A 13,262-nucleotide genomic window follows, 5' to 3' on the forward strand; every position below is an offset into this window, starting at 1 on the left:
CAGGTGTTCCCGGACCAGGTGTTCCCGGACCAGGTGTTCCCGGACCAGGTGTTCCCGGACCAGGTGTTCCCGGACCAGGTGTTCCCGGACCAGGCGTCGACCGACCAGGCGTCGACCGACCAGGTATTCCCGGACCATGTGTTTCCGAAGATGTCTACCTCGCCTTCGAGCATGACCCCGCCGATCCACAACCGCGAGAGGCCGCGCGCCGCGTCCAATGATCCACTGCCGTCGGACCGCTGGATCGACTGTGAGTAGCTCGGGACGGAGGCGGAGATAGCCTCCGCAACGTTGAGCAGCCGGGAGATCCCGAAGGTCTCGGACTTTGTCTTGTCGGCGGTTTTCTTCAGGAGCCACTTGACCTGGTCGGGGCTCAGATCGGGTCGTGCCTCGAGGAGGAGGGCCACGGCGCCGGACACAACTGCGGCCGCCTGGGAGGTGCCGGTGGCGCGCACGAGATCGTCGCCGATGCGGCCGTCGAAGTTGAAATAGTCCGAGAACGAACCCGGGTTGCGAAGGCCGATGATCGACTTACCGGGGGCGCTCACATCGATCTTACGATTGGGAACGCCCTCAGAGGTGAAGTCGGCTTCGGTCTCGGTTCCGGCGAGCATCGAGGCACCAACCGCGATGACCAGCGGGTCGTAGGCCGGAGAACTCAGGCTGGCTCCGGCGTTGCCATCGTTTCCTGCTGAAACCACCACGACGATGCCTGCCAGCCAGGCGCGCTCAACCGCATAGGCCAGCGGGTCTGACGAGTAGGGGTTGGTCGACGCAGTGCCGAATGACAAGTTGAGGATATCGATGTCGGATGCACCGCTCGTCTTCTGATTGATGACCCAGTTGATGGCCGCAATCACTTGACTCACGTCCACCGTTCCATCCGCAGTCCCCGCCTTGATGCTGATCAGGTCGGCGTCTGGAGCGATACCGAGCACCCGGTCGGGTGACCGTGTGTGGTCACCGTCGAACCATGCTTGATCAGATGCCACCATGATGCTGGCGAGATGAGTCCCGTGTCCGTTGGCGTCTTTGCCGCGCAGATCCGGGATCATGTCATCGAACGAGAAATCGGGACCGATCGTCACGTTCGAGTACCGCAGGCCGGGGACGTCGACGACCCCGGTGTCGATCAGGGCGATCGTGACGCCTGCTCCGGTTGCCCCGGTCGCGGCGACGCCGTTCCCATCTATCAGGCCGATACGCTCGGCCACCGCATACGGTGACCCTTGATACCCGGATAGATCCCCCCCGGTCAGCGCTCCTGCCGGTGCGCTCGCAACGACGATGATCAGGGACAAGACCACCATCAGCACGCGCCCGTGTGCCTTTCTCGTCCGCCACTCGATACCGTACATTCGCCCTCCCGGTGCTTTCCGACCTCACGGCCGGGCTCCGTGCCCGGGGCCCCTTCGTGCCCCGACTGCGCATGCGAAGCACTATCACCATAACACACAAAAGAACTAGTCCCCCGGTCAGATTTGAAGAATTCTGCGTCGCGGCAATCCATTGCTCAGGGCTGGAAGCGGCCAAGCACCTTCGCCGGGTGGTCGTGGCAGGAGGCCCGCCGTGATAGTCAACCGCTAGTTGTGAATTGCGGGGCCGGGAGTCCCGGCAAATGCCACGCTTCCTATGCCTCGATCTCGAGCTCCGCCTGTGCATCGGCGAGGTCGGCGGCTCGGACGAATACCTTGGCTCTGGCCATTTCGAGACCTGCGTACGTGCCGCCTGCATCGTCGGCCTGGACGAAGGCCTTGATGCCGATGGATTCCAGGTGAGCCCGCGCGATATCCGCCTCGATTCGGCTGAAGAATGCTCCTACTTCTACGGGCTCGTTCGGATCCATGCCCCGACCGTACTCTGAGAGTCCGGCTATCGGCGACGCAAATCTCTTGACATCTCCGTCGAACTCCCTTAGAACAAGGCGACTCGCACTTTGGAGGTTCGGACCGAATAACCACGACACGCACAAAACATCATCCAGAAAGGTGGAGGGAACAGGCCCTGTGAAACCTTGGCAACCATCTCAATGAGAACGGTGCCAATTCCTGCCCGTGGGAACGGGACAGATGAGGACCGAGCGACGACCGTCGTGACCGCCTCTCCAACGGATGAAGGCGGTTCTTCAATTAGAAGCTCCTTCATCTCACCAGCGAAGGAGAGCCATGAGCTCCGAATACCGATTCGAAACCCTGCAGGTTCATGCAGGCCAACAACCGGCCCCCGGCACAAACGCGCGGGCAGTGCCGATCTACCAGACAACCTCTTACACGTTCGACGATGCAGACCATGCTGCTCGTCTGTTCGGTCTCGAGGAGTTCGGCAACATCTACACCAGAATCATGAACCCGACCACCGATGTGTTCGAACAGCGGATCGCCGCTCTCGAGGGCGGGGTGGCGGCCGTTGCGACCGCCTCTGGACAGGCCGCACAGCTGCTGGCAATCAGCAACCTCGCCCAGGCCGGAGACGAGATCGTCTCGTCTAGCTACCTGTATGGCGGTACCTACAACCAGTTCAAGGTGGCGCTGCCGCGCTTCGGGATCGATGTGAGGTTCGTGGAAGGCACCGATCCGTCGGATTTCGAAGCCGCCATCAGCGAACGCACCAAGTCGCTCTACGTTGAATCGATTGCCAACCCGGAGTTCATCGTCCCCGATCTCGAGGCAGTCGCCGAAGTAGCCCACCGCCACGGGATCCCTCTAATTGTCGACAACACCTTCGGATGCGCCGGGTATCTGGTGAGGCCGATCGATCACGGAGCCGATGTCGTGGTCGCCTCCGCCACGAAGTGGATTGGTGGGCATGGGACATCTATCGGTGGGGTGATTGTCGACTCGGGCAACTTCGATTGGCGCAACGGCAACTTCCCGCTCTTCACCGAGCCGTCGCCCGGGTACCACGGCCTGGTCTTCGGTGATGTATTCGGTCCGGATGGCCCGTTCGGCAACATCGCGTTCGCCATCAGAGCCAGGGTCGAAGGTCTGCGAGATCTCGGCGCGGCGCTGAGCCCTTTCAATTCGTTTCTTCTCCTGCAAGGGCTGGAGACTCTCTCGCTCCGGGTGCAGCGTCATGTCGACAATGCGCTCGCTCTCGCTTCCTGGCTGGAAGATCTATCGGAAGTGAGCTGGGTCAATTACCCGGGATTGCCGTCACACCGATCACACGACCTGGCGAAGAAGTATCTCCAGCATGGCTTCGGGGCCGTCCTGTCGTTCGGCGTTGAGGGTGGATTCGAGGCGGCACGGCGGTTCATCAACGCGGTTGAGCTGGCCAGCCACCTCGCCAATGTGGGCGACGCCAAGACCCTGGTGATCCATCCGGCCTCCACGACCCACCAGCAACTCAGTGAGGAGGAACGTGCCGCGGCCGGCGTACGTTCCGATCTCGTTCGCGTGTCGGTCGGGATCGAGCACATCGAGGACATCAAGCGGGACTTCTCCCAGGCGCTCGCTCGTTCGCAAGAAGCAGCACCGGTGTGAGGGCCTCCCCGTCAGCGCTCGGGGGCCACGTCCCCGGCATTACGAGTTTTGACCCGCGTCGACCGGGAGCGTGGTGATGAGCGGCACGGTGGGTCGCGTCGAAACTCGTTTTGTGACCTTGCCGGATGGCCAGGTGCTCGACGACGGCGAGCGACTTGCGCCCGTGACGGTGTCGTACGAGATCTACGGGGACTTGAACCCGGATCGCTCGAACGCCGTCCTCGTGTTCCACGCCCTGACCGGAAGTCAGCATGCGGCCGGCCTCAATGAGGAGGTCCCCGGACTCGACGGCCGGTGGACCGATGACGTCCGGGTTGGCTGGTGGGACGAGTTCATCGGGCCGGGCAAGGCACTCGACACTGACGAGTTCGCGGTGATCTGCGCCAACTACATCGGGAGTTGCTACGGGTCGACGGGGCCTTCCTCGGTGAACCCGGCGAGCGGGCGGCGCTACGGTTCGACCTTCCCGCGGATCACCCTCGGCGACATTGTCGACAGCCAGGTGGCTGTTCTCGACCACCTCGGCATCGGTCGTCTCCACGCGGTCATCGGAGGGTCGGTCGGCGGGCTCATGGCACTGAGCCTCGCTTCCCGCTACCCGGATCGGGTCGACGTCGTGATCCCGATCGCCGCCGGCCTGGGCGTGACGGCCCTGCAGAGGATCCACAACTTCGAGCAAGCGCTAGCCATCGAGAACGACCCCATGTTCAACCGTGGGGACTACTACGACGGTCCGCGTCCGGAACGCGGTCTGGCGCTGGCCAGGATGATCGGCCACAAGACGTTCGTTTCGCTCAAGGCGATGGAGGAGCGGGCCCGGACGGAGGTAGTCGATCGCGACGAGACCGGCGGGTACGTCCGGATCGCGAATCCCCTCGAGTCGTACATGTGGCATCAGGGAACGAAGTTCGTCCAGCGGTTCGACGCCAACAGCTATCTGCGCATAATCGAGGCGTGGCAGACGTTCGATCTGCTTGATCAGGCCGGCGCGGCGGATCTCGACGAGTTGCTGCGACGCTGTCGCCACCAGCGGTTCATGGTGTTCTCGATCGATTCGGACGTGTGCTTCTATCCAGACGAGCAGGAGGAACTGGCCGCCGCCCTGAAGCGCGCCGGCGTTCCCGTCCGGCGAATCACAGTTCACTCCGATCGTGGTCACGACGCCTTCCTCCTGGAGCCCGATTTGTTCGCACCCCACCTTCGCGACTCACTAGCCCGGCACTAGATACCCGTTTTCGCGCGGGGTTCTTCCCCTATACGGTGGGATTCCCGCGCGAAAACGCCTCGACGGCGGGCGGCTCTCTGCAACTACGCTTTGTTGCGGTGTCTTTGAAGGAGTCTTTGTGACGGTATCGGTCGGCAGCATCATTCACCCTGAAGGCGTTCACACGATCGAGGTTTCGACGCCCGAGGAGATGGATCGCTTTCTCGGCGAGTTGGACGCCAACAAGGAACGTTGGGTGCAGACGTCGATCGAGCGGCGCATCGAGTACCTCGAGTTGATCATGGCCCGCACCCGGGCTCTAGCCGAGCGATGGACCCGTTTGGCCTGCGACGCCAAGGGAATCGCTTTCGACGAGCCGGTGTCGTCTGAGGAGTGGAACTCGGGACCCCACCTCACCATTCGCAACGCCCGGCTCCTGCGGAACTCTTTGCGCGACATCCTCGAGCACGGCACCCCCCAGTTCCCGGGTCCGGTGACGACACGCAAGGGCCAGACCGTCGTGGGAGTCTTTCCGACCGACATCTACGACCGGCTCCTCTGGACAGGGATCAAGGCCGAGATCTGGATGGAGCCGGGGGTGACACCTGCCGACCTCGCCGCCACTCAGGCTCTCGCTTATGGAGATGACGCTGATCAGGTCGGTCGGGTCTCGCTCGTGCTCGGTGCAGGCAACATCGCCTCGATCCCCCCAATGGACGTCATGTACAAGCTCTTCGCCGAAAACGAGGTCGTGCTACTCAAGATGAACCCGGTCAACGAGTACCTCGGGCCACTCTTCGCCGACGTATTCGCCGACATGATCGACGACGGGTTCATGCGGATTGTCTACGGGGGAGCCGCCGAAGGCGACTACCTCAGTCACCACGAGCTGGTCGGGTCCATTCACATGACCGGTTCGGACAAGACCCACGATGCGATCGTGTTTGGACCGGGCGAGGAGGGCGCTGCCCGCAAGGCGGCAGACGATCCGGTCCTCGACAAGCCGTTCAGTTCCGAACTCGGCAGCGTGACGCCCGTGATCATCGTTCCCGGGCCCTGGTCCGAGAAAGACCTCCAGCACCAGGGAAAGAACATCTCGGCCATGCTGACCCACAATGCCGGCTTCAATTGCATCGCGGCGCGGGTCGTCGTGACTCCCGAGAGTTGGACGCTGCGCGACCGGTTGATCGACGCGATCAAGAACGGCCTGTCGATCACCCCCGAGCGTCCTGCCTACTACCCGGGAGCCGAGGATCGATGGAAGGCGTTCTTGAAGGAACACCCGGAGGCTGCCGGATTCGGTGAAACGACTCCGGGAACCGTGCCCTGGACACTGATCGAAGGCCTGCGGGCGGAGTCGACGGGGGACGTGTGCTTCACGACGGAATCGTTCACCGGCCTGTTTGCCGAGGCATCGATCCCTTCGCCGGGGTCGACGGCTGAGTACCTCCGGCGGGCAGTGCAGTTCTGCAACGAAGATCTCTGGGGAACGCTCGGCGCCACCATCATCGTTCACCCGAAGTCGCTGAAGGACCCGGAGGTGCGGAGCGCCGTCAACGAGGCGATCGCCGACCTCCGGTACGGAACGGTCTGCGTGAATCTGTGGACCGGGGTCGGCTTCTTCTCGACAAGCGCGACCTGGGGCGCATTCCCCGGCTCCCCGAGGAACGACATCCAATCGGGTCACGGTGTTGTTCACAACACGTACCTGTTCGATCGGCCGCAGAAGAGCGTGATGTGGGGCCCGTTCCGAACGCCGGTGAAGCCGCTTTGGTTCGCCGACCACAAGACGAAGCATCACGTTACGAAGAAGATGGTCGACCTCGATGCGGATCCGTCGCCCGGGAAGCTGCCGGGCATCTTCTGGCTGGCGTCGAGGGGGTAGCGCGGCGCGCGGTCGGCACCGGGAGGGCCCTTCGGCCCCTCCGGGTGGGTCTTCACTCAGGTGGTCATCGCCGGGCCATCGTCTAAACTTGAACCGACTCTAAACATAGAGAAGGTTCAGATTGTCGCTCCGGCAGGCCAAAAAAGAGAAGACCTCGAAGGCGATCCTCGAAGCCGCCTCTGCCAGGTTTGCGACTGACGGAATCGAGGCCGCCCGCATGGACGACATTGCCGCGGACGCAGAGGTCGCCGTCGGGACGCTCTACAACTACTTCGGTTCGAAGCAGTCGCTCCTCATTGCTCTCTTCGAGGCCGAGGTCAGAGAGATGCTGGCCGCCGGTAGGGCGGCGGTGTCCCACGACGTCGACCCGGTCGAGGCCGTCCGGCACCTCTTCGCCGCCTATCTCGACATCATGCTGGCCACCGATCGAAACCTCCTCCGGGAGGTGCTCCGGTTCAGCCTCTGGGGCGGCGAAGCCATTCAAGAACTCGCTCGCCTCGACGAGGAGTTGATGACCCAGCTGGCCGGCGTTCTCTCCGTCCACCAAGAGTCCGGACGCCTCGACTCCTCGCTGGCTGTTGAGGACGCCGTATTCGTTCTCTACTCGGTTTTGATTGCAGAGCTCATCATCTACTTGAGTCTGGAGGGTGTCGCCCCGGGGGCGGTTCATGCCAACGTCGGCCGGCGCGTCCGACTCGTTTTCGACGGCCTCAACCCCTAGGAGCTTCGATGTCCATCGTCATGAAACAGGTCGACAAGACGTACGGGGAAGGCGCCACCACGGTTCATGCCTTGCGCGGCGTCGACCTCGAGATTCCGTCCGGCGAATTCGCCGTCTTGCTTGGACCGAGCGGCTCCGGGAAGACGACCGCGCTCAACCTGACGGGGGCCATCGACGATGTGACGGCCGGTTCGCTCGTTGTGAACGGCATCGATGTCACGACCTTGACGGCCGACGAGCAGATTTCCTATCGCCGCTCGGAGGTCGGATTCATCTTCCAGTTCTTCAATTTGATCCCCACCCTGACGGCAGCCGAGAACGTCGAACTAGTCGCCGAACTGACCGGCCACGACGGTGGTGATCGGGCCCGTGAGGTTTTGAAGCTGGTGGGCCTGGCCGACCGGGCCGACCACTTCCCGGCGCAGTTGTCGGGCGGTGAGCAGCAGCGGGTCGCCATCGCCAGAGCCCTCGCCAAGGAACCGCCGATTCTCCTGTGCGATGAGCCGACCGGCGAGCTCGACTTCGAGACCGGTCGGATGATCCTCGGGCTGTTGCGGGACTTGAACCGCCGGAACAACCAGACGGTGCTCATTGTCACCCACAACGCGGCGGTCGGGGATATGGCCGATCGCGTCCTGCGATTGCGGTCGGGGATGGTGGTTGATGATCTTCGGATCGACTCTCCGGTGGAGGCGGAGGCACTGACATGGTGAGCACGCTCAATCGGAAACTCCGGCGCGACATCCGCCGACACCGTGCCCAGTTCATCGCAGTTGCAGTAACCGTCTTCCTCGGCGTCACGATGTTCGTAGCCTCCTACGACTCGTACCTCAATTTGGACGCCTCCTATCAGGCCACCTTCACCGAGTACCGATTCGCCAACGTGACCTACGTCGGGGGCGATGTCGAGACGCTGGCGGGCTCGGTGGCCGTGGTTGAGGGTGTCGAGTCGGTGGCGGTGCGGACCGTGGCCGACCACCCTCTTCAGATAGGCGGGGTCAAGATGCTCGGCCGGGTCGTCGGCGTGCCCGCCGACCGGCAGGCGGACGTCAATCAGTTGAAAGTGCTCGAGGGCTCGTATCTCGGCGTGGGCGACTCCGTGCTCGTCGAAGAGCACATGGCGAATCACTTCGACTTGAGCCCCGGTGAATCCATTGACGTTCTCGCCGGCGACAACTGGGTTTCAGCTGAAGTGGCAGGCATCGTTTCTTCGCCCGAGTACATCTGGCCTTCGCGCAGCCGCCAGGAACTCATCACCACCCCCGACAACTTTGGTGTGATCTTTACCACTGAGGAAACCGCGCAGAAGTTCACAGAGTCCGGCCCGAATGAACTGGCCGTCTATTTCGATGGCGGCGCGGAAAACGACGGTCTGCTCGAGCAGTTGGCGCCTACGGCGACGGCGGCGGGGGTCGCAGCGGATTACACGCGAGCGGAGCAGCCGTCGAATGCTGCGCTGTCTGAGGATATCAAGGGATTCGAGGAGATGGCAGGGTTCTTCCCCTTGTTGTTCCTTACGGCCGCCGGTCTGGCGTCGTATGTGATGATCAGCCGCCTCGTCCACGCGCAGCGCCCGCACATCGGAGCGATGCTCGCCAACGGGATGACGAAAGGGAAGGTACTCAGGCATTATCTCGGGTACGGGGTGGTTCCGGGGGTGGTGGCCGCCGTTCCCGGAGCGATTGCCGGAGCGTTGCTCGCCCGCGTCATCACTACCTTCTACACGGGACTGTTGTCGGTTCCGGTGACCCTCATCGAGTTCTACCCGATCAACGCCGTCGGCGGGATCCTCTTCGGCGTTGGAGCTGCCTTCCTGGCCGCCCTGGCGCCCGCCCTCGTCGCATCGCGTATTCGCCCTGCAGAAGCAATGCGTGGCGAGACTCCCACGGGAGGAGGGCAGATCAGCCTGCTCGAACGAATCATCCCGCCGCTTCGACGTTTGCCGATCCGCTGGCGCATGCCGCTTCGTGGTATCGGACGCAATCCGCGCCGCACGATCTACACGGTGGTAGGGGTAGTGCTGTCGCTGATGCTGGTGCTCGTGTCGTGGGGGATGATCGACACGGTCAACTACCTGATGAACACTCAGTTCGTCGACATCCAGCAGGAGGACGCGACGGTCTATTTCATCGGTCCGGTCGCGCCCGCCGAAGTCGCAGCACTGACCGGACTCGACGGCATCGACTCCGTTGAAACGAGCCTCCAGGTTCCGGTCACGCTGGTCGCCGGGGTCGAGGATTACGACACGGCGCTGGTCGCTCTTGCGTCCAATACGCAGATGCACAGGTTCCTGTCCGTGAACGGTGATTGGCTCGATCTGGGGTCCGAGGGCGTGCTGGTTGGTAAGGCCGTTGCGGATCTCCTGGGAGTTGAGGTCGGTGACCCTCTCGAGGTGCAGGTGGGGGCTATCGGGGCATCGTTCACAGACGAGATCGCGGGATTTCTCGATGAGCCCCTCGGGACACTCGCCTACATCTCGACCGAGCGTGTCGAGGGACTGGTGGGGTCCCGTCTGCCTGCCACCTCAGCCTTGATTAGATACGAGGAAGGTTTCGAGGGAAGCGACCTCCGACCGGCCATCACCGCACTGCCGGGTGTCGCAGCGTTCAACGACTCCAAGGCGATGTTCGACATGATGCAGCAGTTCATGCTGCTCTTCTATGCGTTTGTCGGGGTGATGCTGGTATTCGGCGGAGCGATGGCGTTCGCCCTGATCTTCAACGCAATGAGCGTGAATATCGCCGAGCGGCGTAGGGAAGTCGCGACCTTGCTGGCCGTCGGGACCGATCGTCGAACGATCAGTCGGTTGATCACAACCGAGAACTTGATCGTGGCGATCATGGGTATCCCGATCGGGCTCTTGGCCGGGTATTACCTCTCCAAGGCAGCGATGGGAACCTTCAGCAGTGACATGTTCTCGTTCGATCTCTATGTGAAGCCGATGACCTTCGTCTGGGCTTCGCTGGCCATAGTGGTGGTGGCGCTCGTCAGCCAGATCCCCGGCTTGCGAGCAATTCGCAGGATCAGCATCCCGGAGGTCATCAAGGAGCGAGCGGCCTGAGAGGTTCAGCTTGGTGAGTTCCAGTTCGGATGGCGTCGGCGATAGTGTTCAACGAGCGATCAAGCACTAGGGAGGACCCGGGCATGCGGACGCTCGTCATGTGGGCAGTAGGGGCGATGATCGCTCTCGCTGCCTGCGGAGGGAGTTCGTCAACAAGCAACGCCAGCCAAACCGAGCCGGTGCCCACCGTAGATGTAGTCGCCGCTGCAACCACCGGCGACGTTGTATCGGCCTCCCCGTCGTTGCGCGAGCAGATGGACGCCATCCACGAGGCCGTCGCCGCCTGGCGAAGTGCCACATCGGTCGAGGCTGCCCGGGTGGCCGCTGAAACGGCTGCGAACCTCGTCGTCGGACCGAACGGGCCCGGCTACGGCGATCGCAACGGCGACGGCGTCGTGAGCGGTGAGACAACCGCAGGAGTGCTACCCGGACTGGACGGCACGCCGCCAGGCCTGGCCGACCCGCTGATGGCGAACGATTGTGTCTTGCGCGACGTGCTCGGCGGCACCTGGACCGACCCCGGCGCAGAGTGGGGAGCGATGCTGACTGCCATCGACGATTGGCGATCCGACAACAACACCATGCCGTCGCTCGCCAGCCACCCCATGCGCATCGTCGGCTGGGCAACGTTCACCCTCCAGTCCGACTCACTTGACGAAGCCCACGAGTATGGGGGTCACGCCAAGCTGCACGTCGATGTTGCCCTCCGTGCGCTGGACTGCTGATCATCCCCGCGCTGATTCGGTCCTTTCGGCCGACCGGCCCTGATCGCCGGACCGGGCGCCATGGTGGCGGCAGGTCGGGTGCGGCGGGGGAAACGAACTTGCGCGTTCTAGTGGTCTGTCTGCTATTTGATGACCGGGGTAGGCAGTGCCACGAACCCTGCCACAGCGGGGATCGTCCGGCAGGAGACCAAGTCACCAAATCCGCGACGGACCACTAGGTGGGTACGAAATAGACGTCGGTCGGCTTCAGCTTGCTGTTTCTCAGGAACCGGGGCTGTACTTCTCTGCCGATCCACTCGAGCGATGCCTGCGTGTGATCCAGGCCGATCAATCTGGTGAGGAACAGGGTGTTCACACCTTCGTACTCGATCAGGGCCAGTACGAACGGTGTATCCGGCAAGAACTCCTCCGATCCGAAGTAGCAGACGGTGAACGCGTGCACGGTCGCCGTTCGATCGGTGACATCGATCCATTCGGTCTCCCGACCTGAGTACATGTCATGGCCGCGCGGGGTGGCGTAGGAGTACCCGGATTCGGCATCCTGCGAGGCCAGCAGCCGTTTGTTGGAAGCGCCGGCGAACCAGGGGCTGTCCTGTCCATACGAATGGAGGTAGGTGATCGAGTACTCCTGCTCGATCTGGATGGGTGTCATCCGCTTGAGGAACGCCAGGGCGTCCGTGTCGGTCTCGATGGGAAATGGAACTCCGTGGACGACGAAGCCGCCCAACGTCTCGTCCCGGCGTGCGTCGCTCATCAGTTCCCCTCCTTTTCGAGAATGCTGACCGAAACGTAGGTGCCGGTCCCGGCGTGAGAGTGGATGGCTCCCCGGCGGGCGTCGGCGACTTGCAGCGTCTCGTCCCCGAAGTGCTTGCTGATCGTGTTCTGGAGTTGCCAAATTGCGAAGACTCCCTGCATCAGCCCCGTTGCCCCCACTGGATGGCCACAGGCGATCAGCCCGCCGGACGGGTTCACAGCGCAGGCCGGATCCTCGGTCAAATCGAGCCCGTAGTCGATGCCTGGCATGAACGCCTTTCCGGAGGCTGCGAATGGTCCACCCTCGCCATACCGGCACAGTCCCAGATCCTCGTAGGTCTGGACTTCGCTGGAGGTGTAGGCGTCGTGAAGCTCGACAAAATCGAGCTCGGCCAGCGGATCGGAGATGCCGGCATGTGCGTAGGCCATGTTGCCGGCGGTGCGCCCGGCCCTGAACGAGTGGACCCCCGGATACCGTGTACCTCGCTCCCACAAATCCCGGTAGTAGGAACGAGTGTCATCGGAGTCCCGCTCCTGATCGGTTGCGTAGTCCGAAATGAATGTCTCGTAGTCGACGTGTGGACGATCACCCATCCGCATGGCATCGGTGCCACGGCCGATGCCGGTGACCCGGACGAGCGGCCGCGTGATTTCTGCACCGGCTGCCTCCAGCCGCTCGATACCCTCCTCTGAAGCAAAGATCACCGCCGCCGCGCCGTCCGACATGACGCAGATGTCCAGGCGGGTCAGCGGCCAGGCAACCATCGGTGAGTTGCGGACGTCGTCGATTGTGTAGCGGTTGCGCTTCTGGGCGTAGGGGTTGTGGTAGGCGTTGAGGTGGTTCTTGACCGAGACCGCCGCCATCTGCTCGACGGTCGTGCCGTACTCCTTCATGTGGCGGGTCACCATCATTGCGTAGTAGCCCGAATAGAACCCTCCCACCGGATAGTCCCACGACACGTCCGATGCAAGCGCAATGAACTCGTTGCCCTTCCAGGTTTCGACGTGGCTCATAGTCTCGAATCCGTAGGCGACGCACACATCCATGTGGCCGGACGCAATCGACTTCCACGCCTCTTGAAAACAGAGACCGCCGGTAGCGCCCCCACCTTCGACGCGGTGCGATGGTTTGGGTACCAGTCCCAGATAGTCCTGGGCCATGATCCCGGCCATCAGCTGGCGAGAGAAGTGATCCGAGAAATACGACGCTACCGAACCGTCGACGGCCTTCGTGAAGGCCGGGAATTCGAGGCCGAGGTCGGCGACGGCGTAGTCATAGGCCTCCTTGACGATGGCCTGGAAGGTCTTATCCGGTCTGGCCTTGGCGAATTTGGACACACCGCCGGACAGGGCGTAGACAGGTCGCATGCAGAGAACCTCCATCGTGTACGGCCTGCGCTGAGACTACCCAGTGCATGGCGCCCCCGACGG

At 62.8% G+C, this 13,262-nt stretch carries 11 protein-coding genes and 1 riboswitch; of the genes, 7 read left to right on the forward strand and 4 right to left on the reverse strand.

Annotated elements, in window-relative coordinates; genetic code table 11:
* The coding region (locus P1T08_04025; protein MDF1595254.1) for a S8 family serine peptidase at nucleotides 1-1,358 on the reverse strand (1,358 nt) is incomplete at its 3' end.
* Nucleotides 1,359-1,630: 272 nt separating this feature from the next.
* Entirely contained in the window at nucleotides 1,631-1,846 is a 216-nt protein-coding gene (locus P1T08_04030) for a DUF2007 domain-containing protein (protein MDF1595255.1), read from the reverse strand.
* Between the two features lie 127 nt (nucleotides 1,847-1,973).
* A riboswitch (SAM riboswitch) is annotated at nucleotides 1,974-2,076 on the forward strand.
* An 89-nt stretch (nucleotides 2,077-2,165) separates the two neighbouring features.
* Here P1T08_04030 and P1T08_04035 point away from each other — a divergent pair.
* From P1T08_04035 to P1T08_04065, 7 genes are all read left to right on the forward strand, one after another.
* Nucleotides 2,166-3,482, forward strand: coding sequence for an O-acetylhomoserine aminocarboxypropyltransferase/cysteine synthase (locus P1T08_04035; protein ID MDF1595256.1), 1,317 nt, complete (start codon nucleotides 2,166-2,168; stop codon nucleotides 3,480-3,482).
* Between the two features lie 76 nt (nucleotides 3,483-3,558).
* Nucleotides 3,559-4,707 carry a homoserine O-acetyltransferase gene (locus P1T08_04040; GenBank protein ID MDF1595257.1) on the forward strand — a complete coding sequence of 383 codons (1,149 nt, stop codon included), beginning with the start codon at nucleotides 3,559-3,561 and terminating at the stop codon, nucleotides 4,705-4,707.
* 118 nt (nucleotides 4,708-4,825) lie between these two features.
* Nucleotides 4,826-6,571, forward strand: a complete 1,746-nt coding sequence (locus P1T08_04045) for an aldehyde dehydrogenase family protein (GenBank protein MDF1595258.1) — start codon at nucleotides 4,826-4,828, stop codon at nucleotides 6,569-6,571.
* Between the two features lie 121 nt (nucleotides 6,572-6,692).
* Complete coding sequence (locus P1T08_04050; GenBank protein ID MDF1595259.1) at nucleotides 6,693-7,292, forward strand: TetR/AcrR family transcriptional regulator; 600 nt, start codon at nucleotides 6,693-6,695, stop codon at nucleotides 7,290-7,292.
* An 8-nt stretch (nucleotides 7,293-7,300) separates the two neighbouring features.
* The gene (locus tag P1T08_04055) at nucleotides 7,301-8,005 is read left to right on the forward strand and encodes an ABC transporter ATP-binding protein (protein ID MDF1595260.1); all 705 of its coding nucleotides are present in this window, start codon (nucleotides 7,301-7,303) and stop codon (nucleotides 8,003-8,005) included.
* The gene (locus tag P1T08_04060; protein MDF1595261.1) at nucleotides 7,999-10,353 is read left to right on the forward strand and encodes an FtsX-like permease family protein; all 2,355 of its coding nucleotides are present in this window, start codon (nucleotides 7,999-8,001) and stop codon (nucleotides 10,351-10,353) included. Before P1T08_04055 ends, P1T08_04060 begins: the two co-directional genes overlap by 7 nt.
* Nucleotides 10,354-10,436: 83 nt before the next feature.
* Nucleotides 10,437-11,078, forward strand: coding sequence for a hypothetical protein (locus tag P1T08_04065; protein MDF1595262.1), 642 nt, complete (start codon nucleotides 10,437-10,439; stop codon nucleotides 11,076-11,078).
* A gap of 214 nt (nucleotides 11,079-11,292) precedes the next feature.
* Here the strand turns inward: P1T08_04065 and P1T08_04070 are convergent, their stop codons facing one another.
* Both P1T08_04070 and P1T08_04075 read right to left on the reverse strand, forming a co-directional pair.
* The gene (locus P1T08_04070; protein MDF1595263.1) at nucleotides 11,293-11,832 is read right to left on the reverse strand and encodes an OB-fold domain-containing protein; all 540 of its coding nucleotides are present in this window, start codon (nucleotides 11,830-11,832) and stop codon (nucleotides 11,293-11,295) included.
* Nucleotides 11,832-13,199 carry a thiolase domain-containing protein gene (locus tag P1T08_04075; GenBank protein ID MDF1595264.1) on the reverse strand — a complete coding sequence of 456 codons (1,368 nt, stop codon included), beginning with the start codon at nucleotides 13,197-13,199 and terminating at the stop codon, nucleotides 11,832-11,834. The genes P1T08_04070 and P1T08_04075 overlap by 1 nt, the downstream gene beginning before the upstream one ends.
* Nucleotides 13,200-13,262: the final 63 nt, after the last annotated feature.

This window comes from Acidimicrobiia bacterium (genome assembly GCA_029210695.1).
Taxonomy (GTDB): domain Bacteria; phylum Actinomycetota; class Acidimicrobiia; order Spongiisociales; family JAHEDJ01; genus JAHEDJ01.

What these genes read in the sequence shown, in the direction of transcription:
- P1T08_04035 (MDF1595256.1), top strand. Translation starts at nt 2,166, where the DNA reads ATGAGCTCCGAATACCGATTCGAAACCCTGCAGGTTCATGCAGGCCAA.
- P1T08_04030 (MDF1595255.1), bottom strand. Translation starts at nt 1,846, where the DNA reads ATGGATCCGAACGAGCCCGTAGAAGTAGGAGCATTCTTCAGCCGAATC.
- P1T08_04065 (MDF1595262.1), top strand. Translation starts at nt 10,437, where the DNA reads ATGCGGACGCTCGTCATGTGGGCAGTAGGGGCGATGATCGCTCTCGCT.
- P1T08_04055 (MDF1595260.1), top strand. Translation starts at nt 7,301, where the DNA reads ATGTCCATCGTCATGAAACAGGTCGACAAGACGTACGGGGAAGGCGCC.
- P1T08_04040 (MDF1595257.1), top strand. Translation starts at nt 3,559, where the DNA reads ATGAGCGGCACGGTGGGTCGCGTCGAAACTCGTTTTGTGACCTTGCCG.
- P1T08_04060 (MDF1595261.1), top strand. Translation starts at nt 7,999, where the DNA reads ATGGTGAGCACGCTCAATCGGAAACTCCGGCGCGACATCCGCCGACAC.
- P1T08_04070 (MDF1595263.1), bottom strand. Translation starts at nt 11,832, where the DNA reads ATGAGCGACGCACGCCGGGACGAGACGTTGGGCGGCTTCGTCGTCCAC.
- P1T08_04075 (MDF1595264.1), bottom strand. Translation starts at nt 13,199, where the DNA reads ATGCGACCTGTCTACGCCCTGTCCGGCGGTGTGTCCAAATTCGCCAAG.